Raw genomic sequence first — 17762 nt, 5'->3', positions numbered from 1 at the left:
TTTAGCAATATTCATTAATGACTAATTTCTCTAAAATTTACCTTGAAGTCAAGATAAAATCCTGCCAATCTAAAAAGTATCTTAACTTCAAGATACTTTCTTGGCGTTCAATATCATTTACATTGGAGAAGAATATGGCGATTAAGGATCAAGCCCTGGGCAATATACTGTTAACCGCATTAGCACCCATTATGTGGGGGACTACCTATGTGGTAGCGAGTGAATTACTGCCCCAAGATAGACCATTTACAGCCGCTTTAATTCGTTCTTTACCTGCGGGTATTTTGCTGATTTTATGGGGTTATGTTTTTCTTCCAAAAGTCAGTCTCACGATAAAACAGTGGCTGCAATTAATCATTTTGTCAGGCCTAAATATCGGTGTTTTCCAAGCCTTATTATTTGTCGCAGCCTATCGATTACCAGGGGGAATTGCCGCCGTAGTTGGTGCCATTCAGCCCTTATTAATGATGCTGATAGTGTGGTTTTTTGAGCATAAAAGGCCTCAGTTAAAGGTGGTTTTAATGGCTCTTATCTCAGTGCTAGGGATGAGTCTGCTCTTTGTCTCTCCTCAAACCCAATGGGACAGTTTAGGCCTGATTGCTGCTTTTGCTGGCACCCTATGCCTAGGTTTTGGTACTTATCTCGCTCGACGTTGGAATAATGGGATGTCGACTTTAAGTTTTACCGGTTGGCAACTTGGTTTGGGGGGGCTGCTGCTTTTACCTTTAGCATGGCTGTTTGAGGGGGCTCTACCAAGTTTAACAACAAATAATTATTTAGGTTATGGCTACTTATCTATTTTTGGCGCCCTGCTTGCTTACAGCCTTTGGTTTAGGGGCATTACCAAACTTTCTTCCGTCTCAGTTTCATCTTTAGGCTTACTTAGCCCTGTGACTGCCATTTTGGTTGGTTGGGCTGTGCTAGAGCAGGCGTTAACCCCACGAGAAAGTATCGCCATATTAATTGTATTGAGCTCAGTGTTATTGCTTCAGCGTTGGTTAAATTCGAGCCCAGAAAACAAAGCTAACAAAGCAGAAGTCATGGTTGCCGAAACAAACCTGGTGCAGCAAAAGTAAGCTCAAAAAATTTTTTTTAGCCAAAGTAATTAGCTGATCGCGTCTTTACAAAAAACATTTTTCATAAAAAAGTATTATTAAAAGGAAATAGTATGTCTGAATTAATTGCAAATATGACAACAACTAACACGAGCCAAGCTTCTCAAGCTCACTTTGAATCTATTTTAGAACAACGTACTTCAATAGGGCGATACGATGCATCGGCGCAGCTTGATGAAGAGATGGTAAATGAATTGGTTCGACTGGCTTGCCTAGCGCCATCGGCTTTTAATCTTCAAAACTGGGCGTTTGTGGCGGTTCACTCAAACGCAGCAAAACAAAGGTTATACCCACTGGCATTTGAACAGCCGCAAGTGTTGGATGCCGCGGTGACTTATATTGTTAGTGGTAGAATGCAAGGTTATAAGGAACTGAATACCACTTTACAAGCTTCTGTGGACGCCAAAATTATTAGTGAAGGTGTACAAAAAACTTGGGTTGAGATGGCAAGCCAAACCCATCAAGAAAGTGACCAAGCTAGGCGAGATGAAGCGATTCGATCGGCTTCTTTAGCGGCCATGAGTTTGATGGTAGCAGCACAAGAAAAAGGCTTGGCCTCTGGTGCCATGGGTGGGTTTGATGCCCAAGCGGTAAAAGCTGAATTTGCGTTAGAGGAAGACAGTTTACCTGTTATCTTAATTACCGTGGGAGTGGCGGGAGAGGGCAATTGGCCGCAAAAAGTACGGAAACCGTTAGCACAAGTGTTGCGTACTCTTTAAGGGCTTTTGTTAAGCCTCAGGGGTAATGGTCTCTTCATCATGCTCAGCAGTTTGTGCATCTTGCTCTGCGTCTAATTTTGCACGATCTGCTTTGCTTATGTATTTTGGCTTTTTATTTAAATTGTTATGACGATTGGACATCTTTTCTTTCTTGGTTAAGATGCTTTTAATCTTTTTACGACGATTCATTTTAAACCCCTTTGTTTAACCTGTGTCAAAAATAAAGTGTGAGAAATCAAACACTCGCAAAAGTAAGACGAAAAAAAAGCCCTGATACTGATCAGGGCTTTTTTAAACCATGCTTTTACTATTAAAACAGTAAAAAAATATGGTACCAGTAGGCGGACTCGAACCGCCACGCCTTTCGGCAACGGATTTTGAATCCGTCGTGTCTACCAATTCCACCACACTGGCATGGAAACTGTGGCTGCGTATTATCTGTATTTTTGAGAGTGCGTCAACCTTTTTTACCTGAAATTTTATAAAATCTAAGCAAATCAATTTTTTTAGGCCTAACCCAGGCTGATTAAAATGATAAAAAATCTAACAAACTCGCTGAATAACATACCTTTTTAACGTAATTTTCGATAAAATGCCGAGTCTTTTTGACTTACTCATAAATGATTTTTTCTAGGCCTGTTGCGAATGCGTGTTTCTGATTACCACTTTGATTTACCTGACTCCTTAATTGCTACTTACCCTATGCCTGAACGTACTGGCAGCCGTCTTTTATCTTTAGATGGACCCAGTGGTGATTTGTCACATTTAGATTTTTGTGATGTGTTGAGTTTGGTAAACCCAGGTGACCTCATGGTGTTTAATAATACACGTGTCATTCAAGCGCGTATGTTTGGACAAAAAGAATCTGGCGGTAAATTAGAAGTACTAGTAGAGCGTCTGTTAGATGAAAACAGTGTCTTAGCCCATGTTAAATGCAGTAAATCACCTAAGCCTGGCAGCAAGATTAGTTTAGGCACAGACCAAGGAAAAACTTATCAAGCGGTTATGGTGAAGCGCCATGATACCTTGTTCGAATTATGTTTTGATGATTATGTGCTGGATGTTTTAGAAGAGGTGGGTCATATGCCATTACCGCCTTATATTGAGCGTCCAGATGAAAATTCGGATAAAGAGCGCTATCAAACGGTTTATAACGAAAAGCCAGGTGCGGTGGCAGCACCGACAGCAGGGCTGCATTTTGATGAGGCCTTATTGAATGCATTGAAGGAAAAAGGTGTCGATATCGCCTTTGTGACCTTACATGTAGGGGCGGGCACCTTTCAGCCAGTAAGAGTTGAAACCCTAGAAGAGCATGAAATGCATGCCGAATATGTTGAAGTTGAACAAAGCGTCGTCGATAAGGTTACTCAAACAAAAGCAAAGGGCGGCCGTGTTATCGCTGTCGGCAGTACTAGTATGCGTAGTCTTGAGTCTGCTAGTCAGTCGGGTCAATTAGAAATGATGAAGGGCGATACCAGTATCTTTATCTACCCAGGTTATGAATTTAAAACCGTTGATGCCATGGTGACGAATTTTCATTTACCAGAATCAACCCTAATCATGTTAATTAGTGCCTTTGCAGGTTATCAGCAGGTAATGAATGCTTATCAAAGCGCAATTGACAATGAGTACCGATTTTTCAGTTATGGCGATGCCATGTTTATAAGCCGCAACCCAGATGCAACTGGGCCAGCGAATGAGGAAAATGTGTAATGACAGATAAACGTCCAGAGTGTTTTATGGACTTTGAAGTAGCCGCTACTTCAGGGAAAGCACGTCGTGCTACCTTAACCTTCCCACGTGGTAAAGTTGAAACACCTGCCTTTATGCCTGTAGGTACTTACGGCACAGTAAAAGGCATGTTAACTAAAGATATTGAAGAAATTGGTGCTGATATTATTTTAGGCAACACCTTCCACCTTTGGCTACGTCCAGGTATGGAAGTGATAAAAGCCCATGGTGATCTCCATGACTTTACTCAGTGGAAAAAACCAATTCTCACTGATTCAGGTGGCTTTCAAGTTTTCTCTTTAGGCGCTATGCGTAAAATCACCGAAGAAGGGGTTAGCTTCCAATCGCCTGTTAATGGGTCAAAGGTCTTTATGAGCCCTGAGATTTCTATGCAGGTACAGCGTGATTTAGGTTCAGACATTGTCATGATCTTTGATGAATGTACGCCTTATCCAGCAACGCCAGAGCGTGCTGCAGAATCGATGCGCATGAGTCTTCGTTGGGCCAAGCGTTCTAAAGCTGAACACGGCGATAGCCCTTCGGCTTTATTTGGTATTATTCAAGGTTCCATGTATGACAATCTTCGTGATGAGTCTTTAGAAGGCCTTGTTGATATTGGTTTTGATGGTTATGCCATCGGTGGTTTATCGGTTGGTGAGCCAAAACAAGAAATGATGAAGGTGCTTGATTATATCACGCCTAAGATGCCTGACGATAAACCCAGATATCTAATGGGGGTGGGTAAGCCAGAGGACCTTGTAGAGGGTGTTCGTCGTGGTGTCGACATGTTTGACTGTGTGATGCCAACACGTAATGCCCGTAACGGACATTTGTTTACTTCAGAGGGTGTGGTCAAGATTCGTAATGCGAAACATAGGCATGATGTGTCGCCTTTAGATAAAGAATGTGACTGTTACACTTGTAAAAACTTTTCTCGGTCTTATCTACATCATTTAGATAAGTGTCAAGAGATGGTGGGTGCGCAATTAAATACCATTCATAATCTTCGTTATTATCAAACACTTATGGCTGGTTTGCGTCTTGCTCTAGAAGAAGGTAGATTTGACGCCTTTGTTGATGAGTTCTATGCCAAACGTGGTTTAGAAACACCGCCTTTAAATGCGGAACAGGCAATAGAGTCCTAGTTGTTTGATAGGCGTTTAGTAATTTCAATAATAATTTTATAACCATTGGAGACAGAAATAATGATCTCATTGATCTCAGCTGCCCATGCAGAAGGTGCTGGTGCACCGGCTGATGCAGGTATTTTGAACCTAGTGCTACTTGTTGGCTTTGTATTAATTTTTTACTTTTTAATGTGGCGCCCACAAGCAAAACGTCAAAAAGAGCATAAAAACTTGATGGCATCTCTAGCAAAAGGCTCTGAGGTGTTAACCAATGGCGGAATGCTAGGTAAGGTTACTAAAGTAAATGACAATTATGTTGTACTTGAAGTAGCTGAAGGCGTTGAGTTGAACTTCCAGAAAGCCTCTGTAGCTGCTGTGCTACCAAAAGGTACTCTGAAGTCAATTTAATCCTCTGAAAAGCGCCGAAAGGCGCTTTTCTTATTTCTGTTAACAATAAGTGTTTTTAAACACAGTGAACCAAAGGATGTTTCATGCTTAACAAGTATCCCTTGTGGAAGTATTTGCTGATTCTTTTTGTATTAGCGCTTGGGCTACTGTATGCCTTGCCAAATCTTTACCCTGATGACCCAGCACTTCAGCTATCTACTCAAAAAGCGACGGTTAGCATTGATGAGAATGTGATTAGCAAAGCTGAGCGAGCTTTAGAGAAAGCAAATATCGAATTAAAAGCGTCAGAGTTAACCTCAAATGGTGCAACTTTACGTTTCAATAGCGGCATAGATCAGTTAGCAGCGAAACCGGTTGTCGCAGCGGCCTTAGGCGAAAATTATGTAACCGCATTAAATTTAGTGCCTACGACACCTGATTGGTTGGCGTCGTTTGGTGCAGGTCCTGCAAAGTTAGGCTTGGACCTTCGTGGTGGTGTGCACTTTTTGCTTGAAGTGGATACACCAGCAGCGCTTGAACAGCGCATGGAAGTCGCGTCTGCTGAAATGAAAACCTTACTTCGTCAACAAAAAGTAAGATACCGTAAGGTGAGTGTGGATGCGGGTGTGTTAAAAATCCGCTTTTTACAGCAAGCTTTTTTAACCCGTGCAGAAACCCTGTTAAGCGAAGAGTTTCCTGAATACATTTATTCGACTCAAGCCCAAGAGGGTGAATTCTATTTGATGGCGAGTTATTCGGAGTCTTCAAAGGCTGAGATTGAAGCCTATGCATTACAGCAAAACTTAACCACACTCAGAAATCGTGTGAATGAATTAGGTGTTGCTGAGCCATTAGTGCAGCGTCAAGGGAGTAACCGAATAGTGGTTGAGCTTCCTGGTGTACAAGATACAGCAGCGGCTAAGCGTATTATCGGTGCAACGGCTAACCTTGAGTTTCGCTTGGAAGCGCCGCTTGAAGCGGATGATGTTGAAGTCATGACATTTAGAGATGGCAGTGGCCGTACCGCGCGTTTAGAGCGTGATTTGATTATTACAGGTGATAGTGTCTCTGATGCCAGCTCTTCATTTGACGAGAATGGCATGCCTCAAGTAAATATCAGCCTTGATAGCAAGGGTGGTAAGCAAATGGCGAAAGTAACGCGTACTTCTGTTGGCCGCAACATGGCGGTTGTCTTTATTGAACACAAATCCCGTTCTCGTTTTGTAGAAGATGAAAATGGTAAAGCGCAAGAAGTTCGCCAGTCTTACAGTGAAAAAGGCATCATCTCGTTAGCAACCATTCAAACAACCTTAGGTAATGCGTTTCGTATTACTGGGTTAGATAGTTCACGTGAATCGTCTGAACTTGCGCTACTTTTACGTGCAGGTGCATTGGCTGCCCCTATTTACTTTGTTGAAGAGCGAACCGTTGGTCCAAGCTTGGGCGAAGAGAACATTCGTCTTGGCGTCGTGTCCGCTCAAATCGGCTTGTTAGTGGTTATGCTCTTTATGTTGGCTTATTACCGTGTGTTTGGTTTGTTTGCCAATATTTCTCTTGCTATCAATATTGTGCTGCTGATGGCGTGCATGTCTTTGTTAGGTGCAACGCTAACCTTACCAGGTATTGCAGGGATTGTATTGACTATGGGGATGGCGGTCGATGCGAACGTCTTGATATTCTCGCGGATTAAAGAAGAGTTAGCATCAGGTTTACCGACCCAGCAGGCGATCTATTCTGGTTTTAACAGAGCCTTTACCACAATTTTGGATGCCAATATTACCACTTTGTTGGTTGCTGTTATCTTGTTTGCTGTGGGAACAGGTTCGGTGAAGGGCTTTGCAGTGACACTGTCTTTGGGCATTATTACCTCTATGTTCACGGCAATAATTGTCACAAGAGCGCAAGCTAACTTGGTTTATGGTGGTCGTAAAGACGCCCGTTTATCGATATAGGAAACAAGACAATGAAAACATCTAATATCCCTTTTATGGGAATGCGAAAACCCGTTGCTTTGTTATCCATTATATTGGTCGTGGCATCGCTTATTTCGTTAGCGGTTAAAGGCCTTGAGTTTGGTCTGGACTTTACCGGTGGTACCTTGGTTGAAGTGGGCTATCAGGTTGCGCCAGAGCTTGATCAAATTCGCGCCTTATTGGCTGAAAATCAATATGATGATGTGGTAGTGCAGACCTTTGGTGCCAACACGGATATCGTAGTGCGTATGGCGAATGTTTATACGCCAACCTTAGGTGATGAAGTGCTTGCTGTGTTGCGTTCTGATACGGCGAGTGTTGAGCTTTTAAGGTCTGAATTTGTTGGTGCACAGGTAGGTGAAGAGTTAAGAGAGCAGGGTGGCCTAGGTATGCTATTAGCTTTGGCTATTGTTATGCTCTATGTTGCTGTTCGCTTTCAATTTAAATTCTCAGTAGCTTCAGTTGCAGCCCTTGCCCATGATGTGATTATTACCTTAGGTATTTTCTCTATTATGGGTTTTGAGTTTGACTTAACCGTGTTGGCTGCTTTGTTGGCAGTTATTGGTTACTCGCTTAACGATACGATTGTGGTATGTGATCGTATTCGAGAAAATTTCCGTATCATGCGTGAAATTGAGCCGGTTGATTTAATAAACGAATCCATTAATCAAACCCTTGGTCGTACCTTGATTACCTCGTTAACAACCATTTTTGTGTTGTTGGTGCTCTTTTTCTTTGGTGGTGAGGCGATTCATAACTTTGCTTTCGCATTGTTAATTGGTGTCATTATCGGTACTTATTCTTCTGTTTTTGTTGCGGCTAATCTATTGCTTGCGCAAAAAATTGAAAGAGAAGATCTGGTTCCAACACCAAAAGAAGAGTTTGAAGACGAAATGCCTTAGAGGGTGTTAATTCTTTAGGGTGTTAACGAGAAAGGCCGCATCTAAGATGCGGCCTTTTTTTTGGTGGATGATGTTGAAAGTGTTTAAACTTTAAAGAACTTTGTTTCATGCTCTAGTTTATTCACTAGGTTGCTTAACTTTGAGCTGGAGTCGGCAATATCATGTGTTGCACTATTGGTTCTATGGACGCCTTCATTTAAGTTTTCGACGTTAGATAGAATGCCTTCGATCATTTGAGACTGCTCTTTGGTTGAGGTGGCTATTTGTGAGCTTAAGGTGCTTATGTGGCTAATTTGATCCGTAATGACGACATTAATGTCAGTGGCTTTTTTGGCGTGCTCTTGAACTTCTGTTGCCCTTGATACACTTTTTGCCATGATATCGACGGATGAATTAGCCCCCGCAATGATATTTTGAATCATATCATCGATTTGTTTAGTGGAGTCTTGGGTTCTTTGGGCGAGTTGCCTTACCTCATCTGCTACGACGGCAAAGCCTCTTCCTTGTTCTCCTGCTCTGGCAGCCTCTATTGCTGCATTTAAAGCTAATAGATTGGTTTGTTCTGCGATGTCTTTAATCACATCTAATACGCTGCATATTTGATCAAAATCACTTCTTACCTGTTGAACCGATTTTTCAGACTGTTGAATTTGTTCTGTCATTGAGAGAATAGAGTGATAGGTTTTATCAAGCGCTGAAGCGCCTTCCATAACTTTGCTTTGGATTTCATTAACTGCAACTGAGGTGTTGGAGGTATTTTCTGCTACCTCGGTAACTGTGGCTCCCATTTGGCTCATGGAAGATGAGAAATTTTCTGCAATATCTTGCTGCTCTTTCACTATGTTGGTGGTTTTGCTGGTAATTGAAACAAGTTGCTCAGATGTGACAGACTCTTCTTTGGCAACCGAAGCAATATTTACCACCATGTTGCGTAAATTTTCGATCATTTGTTTCATGGCTTGTTGTAACTTGCCCACCTCATCATTTGATTTTGCTTCAACTAAGGAGGTGAGGTCGCCGTTAGCAATTAGCTTGGCGACATCTGAAATGTTAGAAATGGGCTTGGCAATCCTGCTTGCCGCTAAAAAACCAACCGTGGCGATTAGAGTGCCTGCAATAAGCATGATAACCAACATAAATAACGTATTGGTGTGAATAGAGTGGAAAGCTTCTTCTTCATCGACTTCAGATAAAATTGCCCATTTAAAGTTTTTAAAGTCGATGTGATCAAATGAAGAAAGAACAGGATGTCCATTGTAATCAATAATAATATCGGTGCCTTTTTCTCCATTAAGAGCTCTGCGGCTGGCGTCGGTATCAACACCATTTTCAGCAATGGTGCCGGCAAAGCTGTTTTTAACACTGTGACCTTCTGGGTCTAGGAAAGAGTTGCTGCGCATGCGTAAATCTTCACCAACAAGATAGCTTTCGCCTGTTTCGCCCATGCCTTCCCTAATTTTCATGATATTTTCTATACCTTCAAGGGGGAGCTGAAGAGCAAGATAAAGGCTTATTTCACCTGTCTTATTCAGCAAGGGCTGAGCGATAAAGGTGGCAGGGTCGTCATTACTTGGAGAATAGGGGGAGAAGTCAGCCATGCTGTATGCTTTACTTTGACTAACGCTTCGAATGAGCTTTCCCAGCCCGCTATCGGCATATTTACCATTAATAATATTGGTGTGATAGTCTGCTTCTTTGGTAACCGTATAGAAAATATAACCATCTGGGTTAATTAAAAATAAATCGTAATAACCATATTTTTCGATATAGCTTTTGTAGAAATCAATACCATCTGAGGTTTTTGGGTTGAAGGCTTCTGTGACATCAACTTCTGAGATAATGGCCCAGCGAATCCGTTCACCAACATCGACGTAATCCCAGCTACTAATAACGGGGTTGTTATTGTAATCAAGGATAACGGCTGTATTTTTTCCTCCATCTAGTGCGTCCAGTGCCGCTTTGGTTTCTACTTTATTTTGATGCTTAAAGGAGGCTTTTACTGAAAACTCACTGGGATTAAGGAAGGAGTCTGAACGCATTAGGAGATCTTGTCCAACAAGGTAGGATTCCCCTGTTTCGCCCATACCGGTTCTGTGGCCTAAAATTTCGTTAATATGTTCCAGTGGTTGTTGGTAGGCAATATAACCGATGCGTTTACCCTCTTTTACAACCGCTTTTACGGCAAATGCGGCAGGGTCATTGTTGCTGGGGCCATATGGCAGAAAATCAGCTAGATGAATATCATTGTCTTGACTGTTTTTGGCCTTTTTAAAGGCTTGATAAAAAGAGCTTGAGGATAGCTCTTCTTCTAGGTTTTGTCTTAAATCACTTTCTCGGGTAACGGAATAGACAATGTCCCCTTCAAGATTAATCAGAAAAAAGTCATACCAACCAAAGTAATCCAGTAATTGTTTGAACTCGGTATCATGCACATCAAGTAAGGGGGTCCAAATTGCTTGATTGTTAAAGGTAGCCGACATTTCTTCTAGGGCGTGTTTTACATGTTCTTGAGAGGTTAAAAGTTTTAATTGGGAATAGTTATCGTGCAAATAATGGGTAAGCTCTGACTTTTTTAAATCCTGTACAGCGGACAATTTTTGAAAGGCTTGAATGCGAAGGGTGTCGGCAATATTAACTAATACGCCCATGTCACTTTCTCTTTCATGAAAGTAAGTTTCTATGGTTTTTTTCTTTATTTGATTAATGGCTGTTAGCTGATTATAGACTTTTTCTTGTGCGTCAATCGTGCTGTTTTGGGTAGAAATATAGCTAACGACAATAATGGGTAAGAGACCAATAAGAACAAACAGGAGGGTGAATTTAGTTTTTAAGTTAAGGTCTTTAACTTTCTGCATATTTGGCCTCACATTTATAAAATTAATTATTTATGTAGACGTGTGTCTATTTTACAAAAAATGCTTCATTAACTAATTATTAGTTAATGAAGCATTTTTTGTAAAATGAGGTTTGTAATAAAAGCGTATGGAATTGTATTGATCGTGTCGTATAAATGAGTTGGGCGCTAATTACTGGTGTTAGCGCCCAAAGTTGTTTGTATTATCCGCAGCTTTCCTAGAGGTTAATGGTGCCAAATGGCATGCCCATAGTGGTTGGTGTGGTGGCTTCTAGTGTTTCTTCCCAGTTATTAGCGTCTTCTCCAAAAAGAACAATAGCCGTTGAGCCTAATTTAAAACGGCCCATTTCTTCGCCTTTTTTAAGTTCAACTTGATTGAGCTTATCATAATCCCATGTCACGACGTTTTTATTAAAAGGGGTGACTTGTCCTGCCCAAATGGTTTCTATACTTGCGACTATCATAGCGCCAACAAGAATAACTGCCATAGGGCCGACCGCTGTCTCAAATATACAAACAGTACGCTCGTTTCTCGCAAAAACATTGGGTATTTGCTCTGCTGTCACTTTATTAACGGAAAATAATTTACCTGGAATGTGAATCATTTTGATTAACTTTCCGTCAATCGGCATATGCACTCTGTGGTAATCTTTTGGCGAAAGGTAAACGGTTGCAAATTTGCCGCCAATAAATTTGTTCGATAATTCTGCGTCACCGCCCAGTAAGCTGGTCAGGCTATAGGTGGAGCCTTTTGCTTGTAGTAGAGTGCCATATTCAATCTTGCCTAATTGGCTAATGGCGCCGTCTGCAGGGCAAGCTATCGCATTAGCTTCTGACGCTATGGGTCTTAGTTCAGGTTTTATGGCGCGAGTAAAAAAGGCATTAAAGTTTTTGTAGCTTGTTGGGTCTGATTCAATCGCTTCATTCATATCAACTTTGTATTTACTGATAAAGTGCTTGATAAAAGTGTCTTTTACCCAAGTATTCTCACATTCAGCTATCTTGCCAATCAGTCTTGATAATGTTTTTTGCGGCGTAATATGCTGTGCTAAGGCAAAAAGTTGATCTTTATTCACGAAGTTTTCCTTATGCTGTCTGGCATTATAATATTTAATTAATTGAGAATCGTTTACTTAATAAGCTAGATATTCGCTTACTATTATTAAAGTCCAATTCAGAAAAAGTTTTGTTACTCGCTATCCAGATGAGTTTCCAACTGGTTTTGCTTGTTTTAAAAGAGACTAAAATTAATCCATTGTTGTGTTTAAGTTCAGTATGTACTTGCTCAGGTAAATGTTTTGAAATTTGTTCAATTTTTCTTTTATCAAGGTGTATCGCACTGGGTTTTTGTAAAAGCTGACTTAATATTTTGCTGTCAGGGTCCCACTTCACTTTTTTTAAAGTTTGAACATTAAAACCAAACTGTAAACTGACTTTGAGTTTTTTAAGAGAGGCGTCAAAATCTAAGATGAGAGATTGATTGCTTGGTTTTATCAGTGCCTGAATCGTTTTTATTGCGTAAATTAGGCATTCTTTATCAGATGTTTTATCTGAGTGGGTTACTTTTTGCAGTTTAGATAATGGCGATGTGGTAATTGGCTTTATACTGGTTTTCTTTTTTATATAAAGATCAGGTGATAATAAGTGTTTGGCTAAAGGTACTTTAAAATCACTCGGAAATAAGCGCGCTGATTCTACACAGGCAGCATGGGCTGCACGAATGGTTTTGGCTTGCTTGCAGTGTAGTGCTGCCGATATGATTTTGTAATAGTTTTCTAGGTTCTGGCTTCCCCAGCCTGATTTATTCGCAATTTGAGAAAGTTTGCTGGCGCAAACGGCAAATAAAAGTGAGTGGTTTACCAAAAAATTCAAACGTCTGTCATCAGGGTCAAGGGGGATGTGATCTGGGTCCTTAGTTAAATCTGCTAAAGCTTTGAGCTCACTGCCTGTTGGTGTGTTATCGGTTTTAAATGAGTCGATGATAATACTGGGTATGCCCCAATGTTGAAAAAGCTTAACGGTCAGTTGATCTATTTTGCAGCCAAAGATGTCGTTTTCTGCTTTTTTGCTGCTCATGCCTTGTTTCAATTTTTGCTGAAGCTCGTGCATGGATTCATAATGATAAAACCAGAGTAGCCATTTAACCGCATCTCTAAAAAAAGTAATCCAAAAAATTTCTTCGCTGTTGGAGTGACGCTTTTCAATTGACCAAAACTTGGCAATGCATGCGGCTTCATAGCTAATTTGAACTTGTTTTAGGAATTCGCAATGAGCTCGATTGTTACTGGAGAAGGTGCATGGGTAAAGTTGGCCAATAATTTTAGTTAATCCATCAATGCCCACCATAGAAACAGCGTGTGCTGGTGTTTTAATTTGACTATTGTTATTTTTTGCAATCTGATTGGCGACTGAAATTGCCATAAAACCAATAAAAGGTTCAGCTAAAATGCTTGTTTGGAGCCCATCTATAGCCCCTTTCGGCGAAGTTAGTTGCTTTTGAAGCTTTGTTAGATTTTTGGAGCCAACAGGAAACTTCTTATCCTTAAGGTGAGTTAGCCATTCTTCTGGGCTAGTGGGTGACTTGTTGCTCATAGGTAGTTACATTAAAGCTCTGTAAGTTGTTGCTCTGTTCGATAAAATGATAATCCAGTAATGTGAAATATCATACTTTATAATGTGCAATGTGCATACATCGTAGATCGTAGGAAGAAAAATATGTTTGTAATAGTAGGGATGATTATTGTCATTGCCAGTGTTGTAACTGGTTATATGGCGTCCCATGGCGAAATGATGGCTTTATGGCAGCCTTTTGAAGTCTTGATTATTTGTGGTTCTGCCTTAGGTGCATTTATGGTTGCCAATCCTTGGCACTTACAAAAACGTATTTTGAAACTCTTGCCGCAAGCGTTTTTAGGCAGTCGTCATAATGAGCGTTATTACATGGGGCTAATGGCTTTAATGTATACCCTGTTTTTTCGAAGTCGACAGGAAGGTTTTTTAGCCATTGAAGATCATATTGAAGCGCCGTATGAAAGTGAACTTTTCCAATCGTTTCCTGACTTGTTGAGAGATCAGGAGATGGTTGAGTTTATTACGGATAATTATCGTATTTTTATTTTAACCGGTTTGCCTGCCCATGAATTTGAGGCAATTATCGATGCAGAAATTGAAAAAATAGCGGAAGATTTGGTTGCACCAGGCCATGCGGTAAATAAAGTGGCAGAAGCTTTGCCAGGGTTTGGTATTGTTGCGGCCGTTTTGGGTATTGTTATCACCATGGGCTCGATTGGGGGTCCGATGGAGGAAATTGGTTATCACGTTGCTGCAGCATTGGTGGGTACATTCTTAGGTGTATTTTTTGCCTATGGTTTTGTTGGCCCCTTAGCGGGGCATTTAGAGGGCTTGGGTGAGCATGAGTTAAAAGCCTATAACGCGGTTAAAGCAAGTTTAGTATCAACGGTTTCGGGGTTTTCACCGGGTGCTGCAGTGGAAACAGGCAGAAAATTACTGCCATCTGAAGAGCGACCTTCTTTTGCGGAGTTGGCGGAATATGTGCGTACTTATCGTTAAGCTTAACAAGCATATTTGTCTGAATTTATACTGCTGGGAGAGGGTATATGGCTGAATCATCTGGCACCATTATTCGCCGGGTTAAAAAGGTTAAAAAGGGTGGGCACCATGGCGGTGCTTGGAAGATTGCATTGGCTGATTTTGCCTTAGCTATGATGGCCTTTTTTTTGGTGATGTGGATTATTAATGTGGCATCACCGCAAGAATTGGCTGCTATTCAAGGCTACTTTAATGATCCTAAAGGGATGTCGACAGCAGGTTATAGTAATAACCCAATTGACTTAGGTGGGAGTCCTGCTAAGAGTACCGAAAGAAAACTTGATATTAATTTGCCCGACCCAGGAAGCGTGCAACGACCAGACTCTGTAAAAGAAGATGCTAATTCACATCGTGATCAAGTCGCTGAACAAGAGCAGGCTGATTTGGCGGCTGCGTTAGGGAAAAAGTTTGAAGGGGAAAAGGTATTTGAAGCGGTCAAAGAAAACCTGCAAATAGAGATTACCCCTGATGGCATCAGAGTGACCTTATTGGATAAGCAAAATAAACCTATGTTTGCTCAAGGCAGTGGTCGTCTTATGCCAGACTTTGAGCTTGCCATGGTAAATATTGGGCAAGTCTTGTCTGGGTTAAATAATAAGTTGGTGGTCTCTGGCCACACAGACTCTTCTGCATATTCGTTTGCAGGGCTTGGGAATTGGGAGTTATCGGCCATGCGTGCAAATGAGGCTCGCAGGTTATTAAGGGAAGGTGGGGCAGGTGATACCCGTTTTGTGCAAGTGATGGGGCTATCTGATACCGCTCCTTATGATAGAACCGACCCAGCTGCTGGTATCAATCGAAGGGTGAGTGTTTTATTGCTTACGGATGCTGCCTATAAACGAATGCAAGAGCGTAATCGATATATTTATGGTGAAGCGATAAAAACGGAAGATGTTGAAATCGACCCTGAAACCGTATTCTAACTGAATTTTTGTTGAGATTTGATAGGGCTTTTTGATTTGAGCGACTAGTGCGCTTGGTCAAAAAGCCTTTTTTGTTAGAGGTTGTCTAGAATGGAGTTTTTGATTCTTAAGAAACTTTGATAGCGAATATCAGAGATTTTATTTTCTTCTCGTGCCTGTTGCAGGGCGCAACCTGGCTCTTCTTCATGGGCGCAATCTCTAAAGCGACAGTAACCAAGATGCTCTCTAAATTCGATGAAGCCTTCAAGTAGTTCTTCAATGCTAATGTGCCATAAACCAAATTCACGAATACCGGGAGAGTCAATTAAATCGCCGCCTTTGGGCATATGGAACAAACGTGCCGTCGTCGTTGTGTGCGTGCCTTTTTTTCTTTTTTGGGAAAGTTCGCCAACTGAAAGGTCAACCCCTGGCAATAACGTATTAACAAGGGAAGACTTACCGACCCCTGATTGGCCAACAAAGACACTGGTTTTATCCCCTAAGAAGCGATAAAGGTCGTCCATACTGTCTTTTTGTTTTGTCGAAGTTCTAAGTACTTGATAGCCCAGGTCATCATAAGTTTGGAGTAATTGATCTAGACTTTCTTTGTTGCTTTCATCGATCAAATCAATTTTATTTAATAAAATAACCGGCGGAATTCCCGCAGTCTCTGCGGCAACTAGATAGCGGTCAATTAAGTTGGCATGGGCGAGGGGTTCAGCGGCGACAACCACGATAATGTGGTCAATATTGGCAGCGATAGGTTTTAGTCTGCCGTGCATATCCGGTCGGCAAAGGTCATTGTCTCTGTCCAGTCTGGCCACAACAACACCACCTTCTTGCTGGTTGGCGCGCCAAACGACTTTATCTCCTGTCACTAATTGACCAAGGTTTGCTCTTAGGTTGCAGCGGGTGGCTATGATGCTGTTATTTTCGTCTGTGCTCTCAACTTCCACTTGAGTGCCAAAATGAGAAAGAATAAGTCCTTCTGTTTCAGGGCCTAAATCAGAGGATAATAATGCTTCTTCTGCTTTGGTATTGCGCTTGCTGACTCGCTTACTGCGTTCAGCTTGAATTTTTTCAATGCGCCATGTTTGTTGTTTCGTGAGTTTTCTTTTAGACATTATCTCAAGTGGGTCCTTTATTTAGGCGCATAGAGTATAATGCCTAGCATTGAGAATAAAGGTTTGAATGAATCATGAGCTTAGATAAAGAGAATTTGATCTGGATAGATCTTGAAATGACGGGGTTAGACCCTGAAAAAAATACCATTATTGAAATTGCTACCATAGTGACTGACAAGCATTTAAACGTATTGTCTGAGGGGCCGAACTTGGCAATACACCAACCCTTAAGTGTCATGGACGCAATGGATGAGTGGTGTACAAGTCATCATGGTCAGTCAGGTTTAACTAAGCGAGTGTTAGAGACGCAAATGAGTATGTCTCAAGCAGAGTTGGAAACCATCCAGTTTTTAGAGAAATATGTGCCTAAAGGGGTGTCGCCAATTTGTGGTAATAGCGTAGGTCAGGACCGTCGTTTTCTTTACCGTTATATGCCTGCCTTAGAGGCTTACTTTCATTATCGCTATATTGATGTGAGTACAATTAAAGAGCTTGCTAAACGTTGGCAGCCAGAGGTGTTAGATGGCTTTTCCAAAAAAGGCTCTCATTTGGCGATGGATGATATAAAAGAATCTATTGCTGAATTAGCCTTTTATCGTGAACAATTCTTCAATTTTAATCATTAAGACTCACTTTTTTTAGGCATTGTTTTGCTAAATGATGCCTTTTAAATGTTAGCTGCCTATTGGCGGTGATTGCTTAGTTTGATGGTAAAAATTGCGACGACGCGCTAAAATCACAGGGCTCAAATCTTGGTTGTGATTAACTCACGGATTTATAAGGGTTGATTCTTCCTTCAAATCGATATCGATAGTTAAAATCACCTTTGTTAGATTACTTGCTGTCATATAAACGTCATAATTTTAACTTACTGTGACGAACTTACCTTTCTTTTTCAAGTCTTTGAATATGATGCCTGCCTAATATGTCATTGGTCACTGTTTAGGCCAAAAAGCATAAAGTGCGAAAACGTGAGTTGTCTGCTTGCTCCCCATGATTTAAGAAAGTGGTTTACCCCAAGAATATAGATATGTTTAAGCCGATTATTGTGTTGGCTTAAAGTGAGATGATGAAAAAACGAATAAGATAATAGATAAGAAAGAGGTCGAAATGACAAAAATAGAATTTGAACTGTTTGGTGAGGAGGCAATGGAAGCCTTTGGCGAACAGTTGGCAAAAACACTCATGAGCGTAAACCTGGTTCATTTGAATGGCAATCTTGGTATGGGTAAAACTACCTTGGTTAGAGGCTTGCTTAAGGGGGTAGGTTATGTGGGGCCAGTAAAAAGTCCGACTTATACCATAGTAGAGCCTTATGA

16 protein-coding genes and 1 tRNA gene are annotated in these 17762 nt (G+C 41.1%); 11 read left to right on the top strand and 6 right to left on the bottom strand.

Annotated features, from left to right (window positions below; genetic code table 11):
• Positions 1-134: 134 nt before the first annotated feature.
• Both MED121_RS08225 and MED121_RS08220 read left to right on the top strand, forming a co-directional pair.
• Positions 135-1076: an EamA family transporter gene (locus MED121_RS08225; protein ID WP_009833195.1), complete on the top strand. Its 942-nt coding sequence runs from the start codon at positions 135-137 to the stop codon at positions 1074-1076.
• Positions 1077-1168: 92 nt separating this feature from the next.
• Positions 1169-1834, top strand: a complete 666-nt coding sequence (locus MED121_RS08220) for a nitroreductase family protein (RefSeq protein WP_009833194.1) — start codon at positions 1169-1171, stop codon at positions 1832-1834.
• A 9-nt stretch (positions 1835-1843) separates the two neighbouring features.
• On the opposite strand, the gene MED121_RS08215 is transcribed toward MED121_RS08220, so the two are convergent.
• Both MED121_RS08215 and MED121_RS08210 read right to left on the bottom strand, forming a co-directional pair.
• Positions 1844-2023, bottom strand: a complete 180-nt coding sequence (locus MED121_RS08215; RefSeq protein ID WP_009833193.1) for a DUF2986 domain-containing protein — start codon at positions 2021-2023, stop codon at positions 1844-1846.
• Positions 2024-2163: 140 nt separating this feature from the next.
• Positions 2164-2248: transfer RNA gene (locus MED121_RS08210), tRNA-Leu, on the bottom strand.
• Between the two features lie 231 nt (positions 2249-2479).
• Between MED121_RS08210 and queA the strand changes: the two genes are divergently transcribed.
• The 5 genes from queA (at position 2480) to secF (ending at position 7954) form a co-directional block, all read left to right on the top strand.
• Positions 2480-3547 carry a tRNA preQ1(34) S-adenosylmethionine ribosyltransferase-isomerase QueA gene (gene queA, locus MED121_RS08205; protein WP_009833191.1) on the top strand — a complete coding sequence of 356 codons (1068 nt, stop codon included), beginning with the start codon at positions 2480-2482 and terminating at the stop codon, positions 3545-3547.
• Positions 3547-4710 (top strand): tRNA guanosine(34) transglycosylase Tgt, encoded by a 1164-nt coding sequence (gene tgt / locus MED121_RS08200; RefSeq protein WP_009833190.1) that lies wholly within the window; start codon positions 3547-3549, stop codon positions 4708-4710. Before queA ends, tgt begins: the two co-directional genes overlap by 1 nt.
• 60 nt (positions 4711-4770) lie before the next feature.
• On the top strand, positions 4771-5100 hold the full coding sequence (gene yajC, locus MED121_RS08195) for a preprotein translocase subunit YajC (RefSeq protein ID WP_009833189.1): 330 nt from the start codon (positions 4771-4773) through the stop codon (positions 5098-5100).
• Between the two features lie 83 nt (positions 5101-5183).
• Positions 5184-7031, top strand: a complete 1848-nt coding sequence (gene secD, locus MED121_RS08190) for a protein translocase subunit SecD (RefSeq protein WP_009833188.1) — start codon at positions 5184-5186, stop codon at positions 7029-7031.
• Between the two features lie 11 nt (positions 7032-7042).
• Complete coding sequence (secF, locus tag MED121_RS08185) at positions 7043-7954, top strand: protein translocase subunit SecF (protein ID WP_009833187.1); 912 nt, start codon at positions 7043-7045, stop codon at positions 7952-7954.
• Between the two features lie 83 nt (positions 7955-8037).
• On the opposite strand, the gene MED121_RS23660 is transcribed toward secF, so the two are convergent.
• The 3 genes from MED121_RS23660 to MED121_RS08170 form a co-directional block, all read right to left on the bottom strand.
• Entirely contained in the window at positions 8038-10809 is a 2772-nt protein-coding gene (locus tag MED121_RS23660) for a methyl-accepting chemotaxis protein (RefSeq protein WP_009833186.1), read from the bottom strand.
• A gap of 217 nt (positions 10810-11026) precedes the next feature.
• A complete protein-coding gene (gene asd, locus MED121_RS08175) occupies positions 11027-11884 on the bottom strand; it encodes an archaetidylserine decarboxylase (RefSeq protein WP_009833185.1) in 858 nt (285 codons plus the stop codon).
• A 34-nt stretch (positions 11885-11918) separates the two neighbouring features.
• Complete coding sequence (locus tag MED121_RS08170; RefSeq protein WP_009833184.1) at positions 11919-13400, bottom strand: HDOD domain-containing protein; 1482 nt, start codon at positions 13398-13400, stop codon at positions 11919-11921.
• Between the two features lie 123 nt (positions 13401-13523).
• On the opposite strand from MED121_RS08170, the gene motA reads away from it, so the two are divergent.
• Positions 13524-14378 (top strand): flagellar motor stator protein MotA, encoded by an 855-nt coding sequence (gene motA / locus MED121_RS08165; RefSeq protein WP_036179769.1) that lies wholly within the window; start codon positions 13524-13526, stop codon positions 14376-14378.
• A gap of 47 nt (positions 14379-14425) precedes the next feature.
• The gene (locus MED121_RS08160; RefSeq protein WP_009833182.1) at positions 14426-15340 is read left to right on the top strand and encodes a flagellar motor protein MotB; all 915 of its coding nucleotides are present in this window, start codon (positions 14426-14428) and stop codon (positions 15338-15340) included.
• Between the two features lie 74 nt (positions 15341-15414).
• Here MED121_RS08160 and rsgA read toward each other — a convergent pair whose 3' ends face one another.
• On the bottom strand, positions 15415-16443 hold the full coding sequence (gene rsgA, locus MED121_RS08155) for a small ribosomal subunit biogenesis GTPase RsgA (RefSeq protein ID WP_009833181.1): 1029 nt from the start codon (positions 16441-16443) through the stop codon (positions 15415-15417).
• A gap of 74 nt (positions 16444-16517) precedes the next feature.
• Between rsgA and orn the strand changes: the two genes are divergently transcribed.
• Positions 16518-17069, top strand: a complete 552-nt coding sequence (gene orn / locus MED121_RS08150) for an oligoribonuclease (protein ID WP_009833180.1) — start codon at positions 16518-16520, stop codon at positions 17067-17069.
• A gap of 484 nt (positions 17070-17553) precedes the next feature.
• Positions 17554-17762 (top strand): tRNA (adenosine(37)-N6)-threonylcarbamoyltransferase complex ATPase subunit type 1 TsaE (gene tsaE / locus MED121_RS08145; protein WP_009833179.1); only part of this gene is annotated, 209 nt, incomplete at its 3' end.

The organism is Marinomonas sp. MED121 (assembly GCF_000153025.1).
GTDB lineage: Bacteria > Pseudomonadota > Gammaproteobacteria > Pseudomonadales > Marinomonadaceae > Marinomonas.
This window is presented reverse-complemented; position numbering and strand designations above follow the sequence as displayed.

Bases quoted from the DNA above. Each gene is read 5' to 3' on its own strand.
- MED121_RS08225 (WP_009833195.1), top strand. From the start codon at position 135: ATGGCGATTAAGGATCAAGCCCTGGGCAATATACTGTTAACCGCATTA.
- MED121_RS08220 (WP_009833194.1), top strand. From the start codon at position 1,169: ATGTCTGAATTAATTGCAAATATGACAACAACTAACACGAGCCAAGCT.
- MED121_RS08215 (WP_009833193.1), bottom strand. From the start codon at position 2,023: ATGAATCGTCGTAAAAAGATTAAAAGCATCTTAACCAAGAAAGAAAAG.
- queA (WP_009833191.1), top strand. From the start codon at position 2,480: ATGCGTGTTTCTGATTACCACTTTGATTTACCTGACTCCTTAATTGCT.
- tgt (WP_009833190.1), top strand. From the start codon at position 3,547: ATGACAGATAAACGTCCAGAGTGTTTTATGGACTTTGAAGTAGCCGCT.
- yajC (WP_009833189.1), top strand. From the start codon at position 4,771: ATGATCTCATTGATCTCAGCTGCCCATGCAGAAGGTGCTGGTGCACCG.
- secD (WP_009833188.1), top strand. From the start codon at position 5,184: ATGCTTAACAAGTATCCCTTGTGGAAGTATTTGCTGATTCTTTTTGTA.
- secF (WP_009833187.1), top strand. From the start codon at position 7,043: ATGAAAACATCTAATATCCCTTTTATGGGAATGCGAAAACCCGTTGCT.
- MED121_RS23660 (WP_009833186.1), bottom strand. From the start codon at position 10,809: ATGCAGAAAGTTAAAGACCTTAACTTAAAAACTAAATTCACCCTCCTG.
- MED121_RS08170 (WP_009833184.1), bottom strand. From the start codon at position 13,400: ATGAGCAACAAGTCACCCACTAGCCCAGAAGAATGGCTAACTCACCTT.
- motA (WP_036179769.1), top strand. From the start codon at position 13,524: ATGTTTGTAATAGTAGGGATGATTATTGTCATTGCCAGTGTTGTAACT.
- MED121_RS08160 (WP_009833182.1), top strand. From the start codon at position 14,426: ATGGCTGAATCATCTGGCACCATTATTCGCCGGGTTAAAAAGGTTAAA.
- rsgA (WP_009833181.1), bottom strand. From the start codon at position 16,443: ATGTCTAAAAGAAAACTCACGAAACAACAAACATGGCGCATTGAAAAA.
- orn (WP_009833180.1), top strand. From the start codon at position 16,518: ATGAGCTTAGATAAAGAGAATTTGATCTGGATAGATCTTGAAATGACG.